Here is a 16566-nt window from a genome sequence, read left to right as displayed (position 1 = left end):
CGTTTACATCAAGCATCGAGTCGCAGGGATACGCATGGCACGCCGCAGTTTCCGCTTTCCCGAGGACTTCCACTGGGGCGCCGCCACCTCGGCTTACCAGATCGAAGGCTCACCGCTGGCCGACGGTGCCGGCGCCAGCATCTGGCAGCGCTTCGCGCACACTCCCGGCATGATGGTCAACGGCGATACCGGCGATGTCGCCTGCGATCACTACCGTCGCTACAAGGGCGACGTGCAGTTGATGAAGGCGCTGGGGTTGCAGGGCTATCGCTTCAGCATCAACTGGGCGCGCGTGCTGCCCGAGGGTACCGGCCCGGTCAATGCGAAAGGGCTGGACTTCTATTCGCGGCTGGTGGATGAGTTGCTGGAAAACGGCATCGCGCCGAACGCCACCTTGTTCCACTGGGATCTCCCTGCTGCGCTGGACGACCGCGGTGGCTGGTTGAACCGCGACATCGCGCACTGGTTCGCCGACTACGCCGAGGTGATGTTCAAGGCGCTGGACGACCGTGTGCCGCGCTGGTCCACGCTCAACGAGCCGTGGGTGGTCACCGATGGCGGTTACCTGCATGGCGCGCTGGCGCCGGGGCACCGCAACAAGTTCGAGGCACCGATCGCCGCGCACAATCTGATGCGCGCCAGCGGTGCCGGCATCCAGGCGTACCGCGCGCACGGCAAGCACGAGATCGGCGTGGTGTTCAACATCGAGCCGAAGTATCCACATTCGGACAGCGCCGAGGACCTTGCTGCCACCCGCCGCGCACATGCCTACATGAACCAGCAGTTCGCCGATCCGGCGCTGCTGGGCAGCTACCCGCCCGAGCTGAAGGAAATCTTCGGCGAGGCGTGGCCGGATTTCCCGGCCGATGATTTCAAATTGACGAACCAGCAAGTCGATTTCGTCGGCATCAACTACTACACCCGTTCGGTGGTGAGGCACGACCCGGACGCGTATCCGCTGAAGGCCGTGCCGGTGCGCCAGCCGAACAAGACCTATACCGAAACCGGCTGGGAGGTGTTCGAGCAGGGCCTCACCGATACATTGACCTGGTTCAAGGGTCGTTACGGCGACATTCCGCTGTACATCACCGAGAATGGCTCCGCGTTCTACGACCCGCCGGTGGTCGAGAACGGCGAACTCCACGACCCGCTGCGCACGAACTATCTGCGCAGGCACCTCAAGGCATTGCATCACGCGATCGAAGCCGGCGTGAACCTGAAGGGCTATTACGCGTGGTCGCTGATGGACAATCTCGAGTGGTCGCTGGGCTTCTCCAAGCGCTTCGGGCTGTACCACGTCGACTTCGCCACCCAGCAGCGCACACCCAAGGCTACCGCCAAGCTGTATGCGCAGGTGATCGAAAGCAACGGCAGCGTGCTGGACGAATAGGCCACGCTCAGACGCGGCCGATCACCAGCAGATGGCGTTCGGCCGGCAGTCCCGGCACCGCCAGCTCGTGCGTACTGCTCACGGCGAAACCCGCCGGCATGCCCGGCAACTCGTCATCCGGCCGCTTGCCCTTCATCGCCAGCCAGATGCCATCCGGCGCGAGCAGATGGCCACCCCAGCCGAGCATGTCGGCGAGACTGGCAAACGCACGCGCGGTGATGCAGTCGTACTGGCCCTCGACGTCCTCCACGCGCGACTGCACCGCGCGCACGCCATCCAGCTTGAGCGCGCGGATCGCCTCGCGCAGGAAGCGCACCTTCTTGCCATTGGAATCGACCAGCAGGATCTCGCGTCCCGGCGCCGCGATCGCCAGCACCACACCGGGCAGGCCGGGGCCGGTACCCAGGTCGGCCAGTGTGGCGCCCTGCACATAAGGCAGGATCGCCAGCGAATCGAGCAGATGGCGGGTGATCATCTCCGCCGGATCGCGGATCGCGGTGAGGTTGTAGGCCGCGTTCCAGCGCTCCAGCAGGGCCTGATAGTCGAGCAGCCGAGGTACTGCGACGGACGGCAGAACCAGCCCCAGCTCGGCGATGCCTTGTTCCAGCCGAGCCTGCAAGGCGTCGCGCGCAGCCATGATCTTGTCCTGTGTGGTCGAGGGCCGGCAGTATCCCTGCCGAGCGGTGACGATGCCAGCCGGCATGCGTGAACCCGGCAAAAGAAAACCCGCGCTGGCGGGTTGAAGGTTTACCAATCCCCTGTGGCGCGGGCGCTCTTGGGCGCCCTGGCGCGATTCAGCCGACTCTCTGAGAGTTCAGGCTATATCGAGCTCGACCCGGGTCACCATCATGCCGCGTTCGCGCAGTGCATTGTTCAAGGACTGCTTCATTCGCGCACCCAGATCGCGCCGGTCGGCGCGTTCCACTTCCGGTTCGCCACGCAACGCTTCCTGGGTACCGCGGCGGATCAACTGATCGACTTGCTCGAACACGGCGTCGGCGCGCTCCGGCTCCAGCACCTGCCAGTACACCGTGCCACGCACATCATGCGCGTCGGCGAGCGGCTCCTGGAAGTGCAGCGTCTGTCCGGCCAGATTGATCTTGTGTGCCACCCGGTCCAGCAACGGCAGCGCCAGATGCGTTCCCGCCTGCAACAGGCGCACCGGCTTGCCGTGCCGGTACAGGCTGTACACCTGACCCGCCGGTACACGCTTGATCGCGCTGGCAATCAGCGCGACAGGCAGGACAAGCAACAAGGTCAGCAGGATGGTCATCATAATGAAAAACAGTAACTTGCCAGTAGTTTCTTCAGCTTTCTCGGGAAGTTGAGGATACAGCCACTTGAGCCTGCAAAGATTAACCTACATTTAACGACGAAAAGATTTTTTTAACAAGTGGTCTGCCCGAGCCAAAGTGAGATCCCGTTCTCGTCATCATCGATCGATGCCTGCAGATGCTGATCCATGTCACTACTGCCGAATAAATGTCAGTTGGCGACGATCAGATTCCGTCGGATACCTCTCAGCCAGGCATGTAAAACCGTTTCCTGGATTCCTGAGAATTCGAATGCATGGATCGCGCCATAGGCCGCCAGCAATGACCGGTGGATCCATGCCCTGGTTCCGTGTCTCCGTTGCTGCGTTGCCATAAATACATTTTTCTGACCATCCGCCCCGGTCACCGCGCCGGCAGTGACTAGCTCACGTTCATTGCGATTGCGTACGCGAAAACCTTCCGCATCGCAGCAAAAGTACCTGTTTACGGGTGCTTTACAACACGCCATGAAAACGATTACGTTGGCGCCGCGGCAGGGTTTCGACACCTTCGGACAACCCCCAATGGCGGCGACCACTATCAAAGACGTAGCACGTGAGGCCGGGGTTTCCGTGGCCTCCGTTTCGCGCGCCCTGAATGGCGGCGGCGGGGTCACCGCAGAAACCGGTCAGCGCATCCGCGAGGTCGCAAGCCGGTTGCACTATGTGCCGCACGCCGCGGCACGCAGCCTGATCACCCGGCGCACGCACACCATCGGCGCGCTGTTGCCGGATCTGCATGGCGAGTTCTTTTCCGAACTGATCCGCGGCATCGATCTGGCGGCGCGGGCCCGCGGCCTGCACCTGCTGGTTTCCAGTTCGCATGACGGAGCCGAGGATGCCGCCGCCGCCCTGCGCGCGATGCAGGGACGTGTCGACGGCATGCTGATCCTGTCAGCGCGCGTGGATGCCGCGTTTCTGCACGCCAACCTGGCCGCTTCGGTGCCCGCCGTGCTGCTCAACAGTGCGGTGAAGAGCAAGACCTATTCGGTCCTCAACATCGACAATTTCGGCGGTGCGCACGCGATGGTGCGACATCTGCTGGATGCCGGGCATGCCCGCGTGGCTCACATCGCCGGTCCGGCCAGCAACTTCGATGCGCAGCAGCGCGAGCAGGGTTATCGCGCGGCGATGGCCGCCGGCGCGCCGGACGAGCCGCTGAATGTCATGGTCGGGGATTTCACCGAGGAATCCGGCTACCTTGCCGGCCAGCGGCTGCTGGCGCAGAAGAAGCGCCCGAGCGCCGTCTTCGCCGCCAACGACATGATGGCGGTGGGTTGCATGTATGCCTTTCGCGAAGCCGGGCTGGATGTGCCAGGCGACATCGCGCTGGCCGGGTTCGACGATATTCCCATCGCACGCTACGTCACCCCGACGCTCAGCACGGTGCGCGTGCGCATTGCGGACCTGGGCCGGAGTGCGCTCGAGCATCTTGCCGAACTGCTCGAAAGCCCTGGTCAGGCACCTTCATTCGCGCAAACGCTCGGTTGCGAAATTGTCGTTCGCGAAAGCTGCGGCACGAATCTCAGCAAAGTGTCATCCGCACACGGACGTCGCTCATAAAGAAAGCCGTCACCAAAACAGGTCCGTAGGTATATCTCGGAGGGGCACAATGAACACGACAACGAAGTTCAAGAAGAAACTGCTCGCGAGTCTGATCAAGGCGTCGATAGCTGCGGTTGCCATCAGCACCTCGGCCATCTCGATTGCTGCAAGCTCCGATGCCAACCTGCGTGGCCATGCTGCTCCGGGCGCGGTGGTGACGGCCAAGCAGATTTCCACCGGCGCGGTACGCCGCACCAAGGCCGATACCGATGGCAGCTACGCGCTGGTCGGACTGCCGCCCGGCACCTACCAGGTGGATGCGGGGGCGGGTACCGAACGAAACGTCACGCTCAGCGTGGCCTCCACCGCCACGCTTGACCTGACGGCCCCTGCGGCAGCGGCCAACAACGCCACCAACCTCAACGCTGTCACGGTCACCGCCTCTGCCGTCAGTCTGCAGGAAGTCAAGACTTCGGAAGTGGGCACCGAGGTCTCGCTGCATCAGATCGAAACCACGCCACAGGCTTCGCGCAATTTCCTCGAGTTCGCCGACACCGTGCCGGGCATGGTGTTCACCCGCAGTGCGGACGGCACCACCAGCTTGCGCTCAGGTGCCCAGGCGAACAGCGCGATCAATGTGTACATCGACGGCGTCGGCCAGAAGAACTATGTGCTGTCCGGTGGCGTCACCGGCCAGAACGCCAGTCAGGGCAATCCGTTCCCGCAGCTGGCGATCGGCGAATACAAGGTCATCACCTCCAATTACAAGGCGGAGTACGACCAGATCTCCAGCGCCGCCGTGACCGCCGAAACCAAGTCCGGCACCAATGAATTCCACGGTGACGTGTTCGGCAGCTTCACCGATACCGCCATGCGCGCCGAGACTCCCTCCGAGATAGCCGCCGACAAGAAGACCCCGTCGCATGAAAAGGACTACGGCTTCGATCTTGGCGGTCCGATCCTGCAGGACATGGCTCACTTTTTCATCGCCTACGAAGGCAAGGAATTCGACACCCCGAAAACCGTGGTGCCGGGTGTCTCCGGCTATGACAGCCTGTTGCCCGCTGACGTACAGTCGCAGATCGGACCGGTTGGCCTCCCGTTCAAGGAAAACGACTGGTTCGGCAAGATCGACTTCGAGCCGAGCGACAAGGACCGTTTCGAGGTCAGCGGCCACTACCGCCACGAGACTTCCATCAGCGGCATCGGCGGCGTCGACACCGCGTCGGCTGCGCTCAATACGCTCAACACCGACAAGCGCTTCGACATCCGCTGGGATCACAGCACCGACAGCTGGTTCAACCGCCTGCAAGCCACCTACGAGGATGCGTTCTACACGCCGACGCCGGTGCTTATCGGTGACGGCAATGCCTATACGCTGACCGGGGCACAGCTGAATACCACGATCCTGCAGACCGGCAATTCGCCACTGGCCCAGCAGAACAAGGGTCAGAAAGGTCCGTCCTTGCAGGACGACCTGACCTTCAACGACTTCGAATGGCATGGCGACCATGTGATCAAGATGGGCGTCAAGTACAAGGCGGTGAAGCTGACCGCACAGGACGCGGGCGACACCAACGCGCTCTACAACTATGCGGTCACTTCCGCCGGCACCGAGGCGACTCCGTACAAGGTGCAATTCGGTTCGCCGACACCCGGGCTGAGCCCGGTCGCCAACAGCTCGGACAAGCAGTTCGGCACCTATATCCAGGATGACTGGGCAGTCGACGACCACCTGACCCTGAACCTCGGCGTGCGCTGGGACTACGAGAAGACCCCGTCGTATCTCGACTATGTCACTCCGGCGAACGTGATCGCGGCATTCAACAGCCAGGATCCGAACGCACCGGCCGGGCAGACCTATGCACAGACGCTGGCCAAGGGCGGCGTCAACATCAACGACTACATCAGCACCGGCAACAACCGTCATGCACCGAAGAACGAGTGGCAGCCGCGCTTCGGTTTCTCCTATGACGTCAACGGCGACGAAAACCATGTGGTCTTCGGCGGTATCGGCCGCTCCTACGACCGTGACCTGTACGAATCGCTCCAGGTCGAGCAGACCAAGTCGGTGCTGTCGCAGCCCACGCTCAACTTCAACACACCCGATGTGCCATGCACGGTCGGCCAGAATTCCTGCTACACGTGGGATCCGTCCTATCTGAGCATTCCGACCCTGCAGGCCCTGGTGGCTGGAACCTCGGCCGGCAAGGAAGTCGACCTGGTTAACAACAACCTGAAGGCGCCGTACTCCGACCAGTTCAGCATCGGCATGCGCAACAAGATCGGCGACTGGAACACCAGCGTCACGTTCGCCGAGGTGCGCAGCTACGACGGCCTGGTCTACACCCTCGGCAACCGTTATCCGGACGGCAGCTTCTGGCAGAACGGCAGCCAGCCATGGAACAACGGCATCCCGGGTTTCGGCAGCCTGATCATCGGCAATAACGGCCTGAGAACCGACACGACCCAGTTGCTGTTGTACGCCGAAAAACCCTATACCAAGGAATCGCACTGGGGCACGACGATCGCCTATACCTACAGTCAATCGCGTCAGAACAACGACAACAGCGATCCGACCGACCAGTACGCGTTCGACTACGAGAAGATCGGCAACTACCCGTTCACCGGCTCCGGTGTTGCCAAGCACCGCCTGGTGGTCACCGGTACGCTGGATGGCCCATGGGGCTTCGTGATGGGCGCCAAGCTGACCCTGGCCACGCCGATTCCCGATCTCAACCTGGCCTGCTACGGAGCGCCAGCCACCAACCAGGACAGCAATGGCGTGGCCGGCAGCGGCTGCTTCTCGGCGTCGGTCGTACCGCCGGGCGAGGGGCGCTTCCTGTTCGGCCCCAAGATCTTCGGTTTCCGCGACCTCGATTTCCAGGCCACGAAGAACTTCAGGATTTACGGCGGCCTCAACGCCTACGTCCGTATCGACCTGATCAATGCATTCAACTGGAACAATTACGTCGATTATCTGGAAAGCTGGGGCACGAACGGCGTGCTGAACAAGACCCCGGTGCTCTTCAACCCGACCGGCGATATTTCCGGTTATCCACGCACGCTGAAAGTCTCGATGGGTATAAATTTCTAGGCCCGCTTGTGAAGGCTCATGCCGGCAACGGCATCCATGCCTGAAACAAAGCCCGCTCCGTGCGGGCTTTGTTTTGCGGTATCTCGTCATGAACACCCTCTTGCCATCCGCAGGCTTCCCATGACCGTCCCTCGCATCAAGAACATTGTCATCATCGGCGGCGGCACCGCAGGCTGGATGGCGGCGGCGGCATTCGCCAAGGTACTCGGCCCCACGTATTCGATCAGGCTGGTGGAGTCCGAAGAGATCGGTACCGTCGGCGTCGGCGAGGGCACCGTGCCGCACCTGAAGCTGTTCAACGATCTGCTCGGCATCCACGACATCGAGTTCATGAAGAATACCCAGGGCACGTTCAAGCTCGGCGTGCAGTTCAATGACTGGGGCCGCCTGGGTGATTCGTATATCCATGGCTTCGGCACGATCGGCCACGACGTGAGCCTGCTGCCGTTCCACCAGTTCTGGATCAAGGCCATGCAGAAAGGGATGGCCTTGGACATCGGCGCCTACTCCATCAATACGCTGGCGGCGCCGCTCGGCAAGTTCATGACCTCGGCCACCGACGTGCCCGCCGGTTCGCCGCTGGCAAATATCGCCTACTCCTATCAGTTCGACGCGAGTCTGTATGCGAAATTCCTGCGCGGCTACGCCGAACAGCGCGGTGTACGCCGCACCGAGGGCAAGGTCGCGCAGACCGTGCTGCGACCACACGACGGGTTCGTCGAGGCAGTGGTGCTGGACAGCGGCGAACGCATCGAAGGCGAGCTGTTCATCGACTGCTCCGGCTTCCGCGGCCTGCTGATCGAACAGGCGCTGCATACCGGTTATCTCGATTTCACCCACTGGCTGCCATGCGATCGCGCGCTGGCCGTCGCTTGCGAGAAGGTCGAACCACCCACACCGTATACACGCTCGTCCGCGCGTCCCGCCGGCTGGCAGTGGCGCATCCCGCTGCAGCACCGCACCGGCAACGGCTATGTGTATTCGAGCGCGCATGTCAGCGACGATGAAGCGACGGCGACCCTGCTCAAGCATCTCGACGGCAAGCCGATGGGCGATCCGCGCCTGTTGCGTTTCACGACCGGCGTGCGCAAGAAATCCTGGAACAAGAACGTGGTTGCGCTGGGCCTCGCCAGCGGTTTCCTGGAGCCGCTCGAATCGACCAGTATCTACATGATCCAGTCCGGCATCGCCCGGCTTCTCAACCTGTTTCCACAGCGCGATTTCAGCGAGATCGTGATCGATCGCTACAACGCGCAGACGGCGTTCGAATACGAGCACATCCGCGATTTCCTGATCCTGCACTACCACGCTACCGAACGTACCGACACGCCGTTCTGGAACCAGTGCCGCACGATGTCGATCCCGGCGCAACTGCAGGACAACATCCGCCTGTTCCGTGACAGCGGCCGCTTCTTCCGCGATGCCGAAGAAATGTTCGCCACGGTGAGCTGGGTGCAGGTGATGCTCGGTCAGCGCATCGTGCCGCAGCATTACCATCCGCTGGTCGACCAGATGCCGGACAAGGAACTGGCCGGGTTCATGGCAAGCGTCGGCCAGGTCGTCAATTCCTGTGTCGAGGCGATGCCGTCGCACCAGGCTTTCATCGACCGCTACTGCGCCGCACCCGGCATGGCGGCCTGACCGTTTTCTCCAGGCCGTCCGACCTGCAACCGCGGCGACGGCTACGCACGACCTCCCCATCGTGAGACAGAGCGCTTCCCCATGACCAGCAAGCTTTTCCGGATCCTGCGAGCCACCGCATTCACCGCGTTCCTTGTGCTTGGTGCCGGCTGGCAGTCACCGGTCGCGGCCAGAACAGCGGACCGTGGCTACGCCACCCTGCCCAGGCAGCAACAGCAGCTGGTCGACGACCTGGAGCAGCGCACGTTCGAGTGGTTCTGGCACAGCGCCGACCCGAAGACCGGACTGGTACCCGACTCCGCGCCCGGCCATTCGTTTTCCAGCATCGCCGCGATCGGTTTCGGCCTGACCGCCTACGGCGTGGGCGTCGAGCGCGGCTACATCACGCGCGCGCAGGCGATCGAGCGCACCCTCGCAACCTTGCGCTTCTTCAGGCATGCGCCGCAGAACGACAGCGAGGACGATGCCGCCGGCTACCACGGCTTCTACTACCACTTCCTCGACATGCAGACCGGCAAGCGCGCAATGCGCTCTGTTGAGCTGTCCAGCGTCGATACCACCCTGCTGCTTGGCGGCGTGCTGTTCGCCGAGTCGTACTACGACCGCGACACGCCGCAGGAGAAGGAGATCCGGCAACTCGCCGACGCGATCTACCGCGAGGTCGACTGGACCTGGATGCAGCCGCGCAAACCGCTGATCAGCATGGGCTGGACGCCGGGCGGTCAGTTCATCCCGGCCGACTGGAAAGGCTACGACGAAGGCATGCTGGTCTACATCCTCGCGCTCGGCTCGCCGACCCATCCGGTCGGACCCGAAGCCTGGCAGGCGTGGCTGTCCACCAATCATCTGACCTGGGGCGCGTTCCAGGGCCAGACCTTTCTCAACTTCGCGCCGCTGTTCGGCCACCAGTTCACCGAGGTGTGGGTCGACTTCCGTGGCATCCGCGATGCGTGGAGCCGTGAGCACGACCTGGACTATTTCGAGAACAGCCGCCGTGCCGTCTACAGCCAGCGCAGCTACGCCATCGCCAATCCCGGCCACTGGACCGGCTATGGCAAGAACGTCTGGGGCCTGACTGCCAGCAATGGCCCGGGCAGCTTCGTCGTGAAGAGCGCGACGGGTGAACGCCAGTTCGACGGATATACCGCACGCGGCGCGGGACTGGACTACATTTCCGATGATGGCACCATCGCACCTACGGCAGCGGGCGGCTCGATCGCCTTCGCACCGGAAATCGTGATCCCTGCGTTGCAGGAAATGAAGCAGCGCTACGGCCAGTGGATCTACAACCAGTATGGCTTTGTCGATGCATTCAACCCGAGCTTCCATACGGAGACCGGGTCGCGCACCGGCAGAGTGGTACCCGGATTCGGCTGGGCCGATACCTTGCAGCTCGGCATCGATCAGGGCCCCATCGTGCTGATGATCGAGAACTGGCGCAGCGATTTCGTATGGAAGGTGATGAAGAAGAACCTGTACGTGCGCAAGGGACTCGAACGCGCCGGCTTCACCGGCGGCTGGCTGGAGCATCCGGCGGCGTCGCCGTGAGATGTCGCCACCGGCGAGCGTATGCCTCGCGGTGGCGACATGCGCCGCTGGCGATGCTGCTCGCCGGCATGCTGGCCGGCATGGCTGGCTGCAGTCGGCACGATGACTCGCGCCATACGCTGACCTTCTGGGGCATGGGTCGCGAAGGCGAGGCGGTGGCGCAGCTGATCCCGGCGTTCGAACGCGAACATCCGGATATCCACGTGGATGTGCAGGAGCTGCCGTGGAAAGCCGCGCACCAGAAATTGCTCACGGCTTTCGCCGGCGATACCACCCCGGACGTCGCCCAACTCGGCAATACCTGGATCGCCGAACTGCAGGCACTCGATGCGCTGCAGCCGCTGCAGCCGTTCGTCGACCGCTCGCAGGTGGTGCAGCCGGCCGACTACTTCGCCGGCATCTGGGCCACCAACCGCATCGACGGCCGGCTGTACGGGATCCCGTGGTACGTCGACACGCGCCTGCTGTTCTATCGCAAGGATCTGCTCAAGGCGGCCGGCTTCGATGCACCACCGCACGACTGGGCCGAATGGTCGCATCAGATGGCAGCCCTGAAGACGCACACAGGGCCGGATCATTACGCGATCCTGCTGCCGACCAATGAGTTCGAGCAGCTGCTCTCGCTGGCGCTGCAGCAGGACTACGGCCCGCATCCGGGCGACGGGCTGCTGCGTGACGGCGGGCGCTACGGCAATTTCGAGAGCGCCGGTTTCAAGCGTGCGCTGGCGTTCTATGTCGATGCATTCCGGCAGCACGAAGCACCGCTTCTGGCCAACACCGAGGTACCCAATCCGTGGACTGAATTTGGCCGCGGCGTGTATGCGTTCTATTTTTCCGGACCGTGGAACATCGGCGAATTCCGCCATCGCCTGCCGCCGTCGCAGCAGGACGAATGGGCGACCGCACCGCTACCCGGACCGGATGGCCCGGGTGCCGGCATCGCCAGCGGCTCCAGCCTGGTGATCTTCCGCCGCTCGGTGCGCCAGGCACAGGCGTGGCTGCTGATCGAGTACCTGTCGCGACCGCAGGTGCAGCGGCAGTTCTACGAGCTGCTCGGTGACATGCCGCCGCGTCGTTCGGCATGGCAGGACGGCGCACTGCGCAGCGATCCCGCGGTGCAGGCATTTCGCGAGCAGCTCGAACGGGTCAAACCCACTCCACCGGTGCCCGAATGGGAACGCATCGTGACCGAGATGCAGTTGGTTGCCGCCCAGGCCGCGCATGGCGAATTGACGGTGGATCAAGCGGCCGCCGAGATCGACCACCGTGCCGACGCGATCCTCGAGAAGCGCCGCTGGATGCTCGATCACCGACGGGATCCGCCGCGATGAATCGCCCGCGCACCGCGTGGCTGTTCTTGGCTCCGGCCTTGCTGGTGCTGGGCGTGTTCTTCGTGTTGCCGGTGATCGGCGCGCTGGTGCTCAGCCTCACCGACTACGATCTGTATGCGTTGGCGAATATCCGCAATCTCCGCTTCGTCGGCCTGCACAATTACTGGATGCTGCTGCAACGACCGCTGTTCTGGTCGGCGTTGGGCAACACCTTCTACTTCGTCGCGGTCGGTGTGCCGCTGTCGATCGGTGCGTCGCTGGGCACCGCGCTGCTGCTCAATTCGCCGCTGGCGCGGATGAAGTCGTTCTACCGCACCGTGCTGTTCGCCCCGGTAGTGACCACGGTGGTGGCGGTGGCGGTGATCTGGCGCTACCTGTTCAACACCAAGTACGGGCTGGTGAACTATGGCCTGGCGGAACTCGGCCTGCATCCGGTCGACTGGCTCGGCGATCCGCACTGGGCGATGCCGACGATCATCGCGTTCGCGGTGTGGAAGAACTTCGGCTACAACATGATCATCTTCCTGGCCGGTCTGCAGGCGATCCCGCCGGAGCTGTACGAGGCGGCCCGCATCGATGGCGCGACGGCGCCGCGCCAGTTCTGGCACATCACCCTGCCGATGCTGAAACCGACCATGGTGATGGTGATGGTGCTCACCGTCGCCGGCTACTTCCAGCTGTTTGCCGAGCCCTACGTGATGACCGAAGGCGGCCCGCTGCAGAGCACGGTGAGCGTGCTGTACCTGATGTACGAGGACGGCTTCAAATGGTGGAACCTGGGCGTGGCCTCGGCGGTGGCGTTCCTGCTGTTCGGCATCATCTTCGCGGTCACCATGCTGCTGTTGCGGCTGTCGCGACGGGGAGAGCCGGCATGACGCCACGGCTCGCACGCTGGCTGGTCAACGGCGCCCTGCTGGGCTGCGCCGCGATCGCGCTGTTGCCGCTGCTGTGGATGCTGTCGGTCTCGTTCATGGCGCCGGGCGCCGCCAGTTCGCTGCCGCCGCCGTTGCTGCCGGCACATCCGACCCTGGGCAATTACCGCGAGCTGTTCGCGCATGCCGGCATGGGTCGCTACGTGCTCAACAGCCTGCTGGTTTCCAGCGCGATCGCGTTGTTCGCGCTGGCGTGCAACCTGATGGCCGGCTACGCGTTCGCCAAGTTGCGCTTTGCCGGTCGCGAACGATTGTTCCAGGCATTGATCGGGGCGCTGGTGATCCCGGCCCAGGTGGCGATGCTGCCGCTGTTCCTGCTGCTGAAATATGCCGGCTTGGTCAACAGCTACGCCGGCGTCATCGTCCCGGGCATGGCGACCATCTTCGGCATCTACCTGGTGCGTCAGTACGCCCGAGGCGTGCCGGACGAATTGCTGGAAGCGGCGCGCATCGACGGTGCCGGCGAGTGGCGCATCTTCATGCAGATCGTGCTGCCGTTGCTGAAGCCGATCATGGTCACGCTGACCGTGTTCACCTTTCTCGCTGCGTGGAACGACTTCATGTGGCCGCTGATCGTGCTGACCGGGCAGGAGCACTACACCCTGCCGCTGGCGCTGGCCTCGCTGGCGCGCGAGCACACCGAGGACAGCGAACTGATGATGGCCGGCTCGGTGGTCACCGTGCTGCCGGTGATCGTGCTGTTCCTGGCGATGCAGCGCCATTACCTGGCAGGGCTGCTGCTGGGCAGTGTGAAGGGTTGATGCACTCGCCCTCTCCCCCGGCGAAGGAGAGGGCCGACGTGATCAGAACTTGCCGGCGCGGAAGTCGGCAATCGCTTCGTGGATCTGCTCGGGGGTGTTCATCACGAACGGTCCGTAGCGCGCGACGCTTTCCTTCAGCGGCTTGCCGGCGACCACCAGCACACGCGACGGCTTGTCGCCACCGGCCACTTGCAGTTGCTCGCCTTCGGACAACACGCCGAGTTCGCTACGCTGCAGTGACTCGCCGCCGACCAGCGCCGATTCGCCTTCGAACACGTAAGCGAAGCCGTGATGCCCGACAGGCAGATCCAGTGTCAACGACGCACCCGGCCGCAGGCTGATGTCCAGGTAGACCGGTGCGGTGACGATGCCTTCGACCGGACCGGTGGCCCCGGCCAGTTCGCCGGCAATCACCTTCACCTCGACGCCTTCGGCCGGATGCACCACCGGGATGCGCTCGGGACCGATGTCCTGGTAGCGCGGCGCGGTCATCTTGTCCTTCGCCGGCAGGTTCACCCACAGCTGGAAACCCCACATCAGGCCGTTTTCCTGCTGCGGCATTTCCGAATGCAGGATGCCGCGGCCGGCGGTCATCCACTGCACGCTGCCCGGGGTAAGGTCGCCGCGGTTGCCGTGGTTGTCGCCGTGCTGCATGTGCCCGGCCAGCATGTAGGTGACGGTCTCGAAGCCGCGATGCGGATGCTCCGGAAAGCCGGCGATGTAGTCGCCTGCATCGTCGGAACGGAATTCGTCCAGCAGCAGGAACGGATCGAGCATGTCCAGTCCGGGCTGGCCGATGATGCGCTTCAGTTTCACGCCGGCGCCGTCGGACGTGTCGGTGCCGCGGATGCGGCGGGTGATGTGGCGATCGCTCATGGGTGGCTCCAGTCAGAGATGTCTGAGCGCCAAGATGGCCCTGTTGCCTTGCTTATCCAAGCGCCAGCACCGGAACGGATCGTTCTATCCCGGCAACGCTGCGACGAGCGACCCGGCCTTCAGTGCACCCAGTGCCCGCTGCGCTGACGCGGCGGTGAGTTATCGCCATCATCGCCCGGCCTCTGCTGATGCACCATCGCCTCCACCTCGGCTTCGGTGACGGGCTTGGCCTGCCAGTACTGGTTGACCGCACCGAGTACCGCCGGCACCTGCGACAGGCACTCGTCGTATTCGTCGTCGCTGAGTTTCTCGAACTCGGTGTCAGCGCTGAGGATGCCCTCGTCCACCGCCAGCGCCATCACCGGGCCAAGCAGTTCCATCAGCTGCGGGTCTTCGGCGAGCCGGGTTTCCCACAGGCTCGCGCGCAGGTCGATGCCACGGCTGAAGCCTTCGCACCAGCCAGCGGCCGATAACATCGGGCCGGTTTCCTGCTCGACCTCGCCGAGAATCGGCTCGTAAGCGTCGACGTCGAGCTCGGCGCTGATCGAATCATTGAGCTTGGCCAGCAGCGCCAGCACGCGGTTGCCTTCATTCTCGTCCGCGAACGGTTCGTGCAGCACCTCGTGCAACCATTCGTCCGGCAGCACCAGCAGCGGGCCGACCGCCAGCGCGCTGAGCAGGCCGTGCACGCCGTCGAGCAGCAGGTCGCCTTCGCCAGTATGCGCACGCAGGTAGCGGTCCAGCTCATCCAGTTCGTTGTCGTCCAGCGAGCTGGGCCATTCGGTCTTCGAGGTCATTTCAGTCAGATATCCAGTTCCAGCGTCACCGGCGTGTGGTCGGAAGGGCGCTCCCAGCGACGCGGTTCGCGGTCGATCGCTGCCGCCTTGGCAGAAGATTTCAATGCCTCGCCGATCAGGATCAGATCGATGCGCAGGCCCATGTTGCGACGGAACGCAGCCTGCCGGTAGTCCCACCAGCTGTAGTGTTCAGCGCCCTGTTCGAACAGCCGGAAACTGTCATGCAGCCCGAGGTCGGTGATCGCCTTGAGCCCGGCGCGCTCCGGCGGCGAACACAGGATGTCTTCGCCCCAGGCGACCGGATCGTAGACATCGCGATCGTCCGGGCAGATGTTGAAATCGCCCAGCACGACCAGGTTTGGATGACGCTCCAGCTCGTGCGCCAGGAATTCGCGCACCCTGGCCAGCCAGTCCAGCTTGTATGCGTATTTCTCGTCGCCGACCGCCTTGCCGTTGACCACGTACAGATCCACCACGCGCAGCGGGCCGATGGTGGCGGCGATGATCCGCCGCTGCGGATCATCCAGCCCGGGGATGTCGGTGACGATGTCGCTGAACCCGCCATGGGCCTGCTCGCGGGCCAGGATCGCCACGCCGTTGTAGGTCTTCTGGCCCGAATACACCGCGCGATAACCGGCCGCGGCCAGCTCGTCGACCGGAAACTTCACATCCTCGAGCTTGGTTTCCTGCAGCGCCACGATGTCCGGTTGGGCATCGGCCAGCCACTGGGTCAGATGCGGCAGGCGCACCTTCAGCGAGTTGACGTTCCAGGAGGCGATCTTCATCGCCGCATTGTAAGGGATGCGCTGGCGTGGGCTGCCCAAAACAGCTCCTCGGGCTCAAACCGGCCGCCCGCAGCGATGCCTTGAGGCATCATGGTCGACACATCAGGCAGCCGTCAAACGGCGCTGCGCTGCGGTTCGGGCGGGCAGATAGCGCCATTTTGGCGACGCCAGCCAGTCAATAGCCATGAATTTCAACGAAAAACCCACCGAAACCTTGCATTCCGATGTATGCTGGTGAGGCAAGAGTCCGAGAAAACTCCGAATTCCTGCTCATCTTGCGGTCAAGTGCACTTCGCTCCGAGCCGCAAACCATCAATGCTTCAAAGGTATGTTACATGTCGGATCGTCAGAGCGGTACAGTCAAGTGGTTCAACGACGCCAAGGGTTTTGGCTTCATCACCCCGGAAAGCGGTGACGACCTGTTCGTGCATTTCCGCGCGATTCAGGGCACGGGCTTCAAGTCCCTGCAGGAAGGCCAGCGCGTCACGTTCGTCGTCACCAAGGGCCAGAAGGGCCTGCAGGCTGAGGAAGTCCAGGTTGCCTAATTCCCT

General features: G+C 63.4%; 14 protein-coding genes. 9 read left to right on the top strand and 5 right to left on the bottom strand.

Annotation, left to right across the window (positions count from 1 at the left end):
- Positions 1-34 precede the first annotated feature (34 nt).
- Positions 35-1390 carry a GH1 family beta-glucosidase gene (locus ACYVKM_RS05290; RefSeq protein ID WP_460876345.1) on the top strand — a complete coding sequence of 452 codons (1356 nt, stop codon included), beginning with the start codon at positions 35-37 and terminating at the stop codon, positions 1388-1390.
- Positions 1391-1397: 7 nt separating this feature from the next.
- On the opposite strand, the gene rsmG is transcribed toward ACYVKM_RS05290, so the two are convergent.
- Positions 1398-2027: a 16S rRNA (guanine(527)-N(7))-methyltransferase RsmG gene (gene rsmG, locus ACYVKM_RS05285; RefSeq protein WP_460876343.1), complete on the bottom strand. Its 630-nt coding sequence runs from the start codon at positions 2025-2027 to the stop codon at positions 1398-1400.
- Positions 2028-2204: 177 nt separating this feature from the next.
- Positions 2205-2663 carry an SPFH domain-containing protein gene (locus ACYVKM_RS05280; RefSeq protein WP_460876340.1) on the bottom strand — a complete coding sequence of 153 codons (459 nt, stop codon included), beginning with the start codon at positions 2661-2663 and terminating at the stop codon, positions 2205-2207.
- Between the two features lie 564 nt (positions 2664-3227).
- On the opposite strand from ACYVKM_RS05280, the gene ACYVKM_RS05275 reads away from it, so the two are divergent.
- The 7 genes from ACYVKM_RS05275 to ACYVKM_RS05245 all read left to right on the top strand — a co-directional run bounded on the left by ACYVKM_RS05275 (position 3228) and on the right by ACYVKM_RS05245 (position 13557).
- Positions 3228-4265: a LacI family DNA-binding transcriptional regulator gene (locus tag ACYVKM_RS05275; protein ID WP_460876338.1), complete on the top strand. Its 1038-nt coding sequence runs from the start codon at positions 3228-3230 to the stop codon at positions 4263-4265.
- A gap of 49 nt (positions 4266-4314) precedes the next feature.
- Positions 4315-7344 carry a TonB-dependent receptor gene (locus tag ACYVKM_RS05270; protein WP_460876337.1) on the top strand — a complete coding sequence of 1010 codons (3030 nt, stop codon included), beginning with the start codon at positions 4315-4317 and terminating at the stop codon, positions 7342-7344.
- 120 nt (positions 7345-7464) lie between these two features.
- Positions 7465-8985, top strand: coding sequence for a tryptophan halogenase family protein (locus ACYVKM_RS05265; RefSeq protein WP_460876335.1), 1521 nt, complete (start codon positions 7465-7467; stop codon positions 8983-8985).
- A gap of 81 nt (positions 8986-9066) precedes the next feature.
- A complete protein-coding gene (locus ACYVKM_RS05260; protein ID WP_460876333.1) occupies positions 9067-10533 on the top strand; it encodes a glucoamylase family protein in 1467 nt (488 codons plus the stop codon).
- A gap of 53 nt (positions 10534-10586) precedes the next feature.
- Positions 10587-11864, top strand: a complete 1278-nt coding sequence (locus ACYVKM_RS05255) for a sugar ABC transporter substrate-binding protein (protein WP_460876543.1) — start codon at positions 10587-10589, stop codon at positions 11862-11864.
- On the top strand, positions 11861-12739 hold the full coding sequence (locus ACYVKM_RS05250; protein ID WP_460876332.1) for a carbohydrate ABC transporter permease: 879 nt from the start codon (positions 11861-11863) through the stop codon (positions 12737-12739). Before ACYVKM_RS05255 ends, ACYVKM_RS05250 begins: the two co-directional genes overlap by 4 nt.
- Positions 12736-13557, top strand: a complete 822-nt coding sequence (locus tag ACYVKM_RS05245) for a carbohydrate ABC transporter permease (RefSeq protein WP_460876330.1) — start codon at positions 12736-12738, stop codon at positions 13555-13557. The genes ACYVKM_RS05250 and ACYVKM_RS05245 overlap by 4 nt, the downstream gene beginning before the upstream one ends.
- A 42-nt stretch (positions 13558-13599) precedes the next feature.
- On the opposite strand, the gene ACYVKM_RS05240 is transcribed toward ACYVKM_RS05245, so the two are convergent.
- The 3 genes from ACYVKM_RS05240 to xth all read right to left on the bottom strand — a co-directional run bounded on the left by ACYVKM_RS05240 (position 13600) and on the right by xth (position 16015).
- Entirely contained in the window at positions 13600-14433 is an 834-nt protein-coding gene (locus ACYVKM_RS05240) for a pirin family protein (RefSeq protein ID WP_460876328.1), read from the bottom strand.
- A gap of 119 nt (positions 14434-14552) precedes the next feature.
- The gene (locus ACYVKM_RS05235; RefSeq protein ID WP_460876326.1) at positions 14553-15230 is read right to left on the bottom strand and encodes a YecA/YgfB family protein; all 678 of its coding nucleotides are present in this window, start codon (positions 15228-15230) and stop codon (positions 14553-14555) included.
- A 5-nt stretch (positions 15231-15235) separates the two neighbouring features.
- Positions 15236-16015, bottom strand: coding sequence for an exodeoxyribonuclease III (gene xth, locus ACYVKM_RS05230; RefSeq protein WP_460876324.1), 780 nt, complete (start codon positions 16013-16015; stop codon positions 15236-15238).
- Between the two features lie 335 nt (positions 16016-16350).
- On the opposite strand from xth, the gene ACYVKM_RS05225 reads away from it, so the two are divergent.
- On the top strand, positions 16351-16560 hold the full coding sequence (locus tag ACYVKM_RS05225) for a cold-shock protein (protein ID WP_007809889.1): 210 nt from the start codon (positions 16351-16353) through the stop codon (positions 16558-16560).
- Positions 16561-16566 lie beyond the last annotated feature (6 nt).

It is taken from the genome of Rhodanobacter koreensis, from assembly GCF_054782855.1.
Note: the sequence above shows the minus strand (reverse complement) of the source record. Positions and strands in the feature narration are given on the sequence as shown.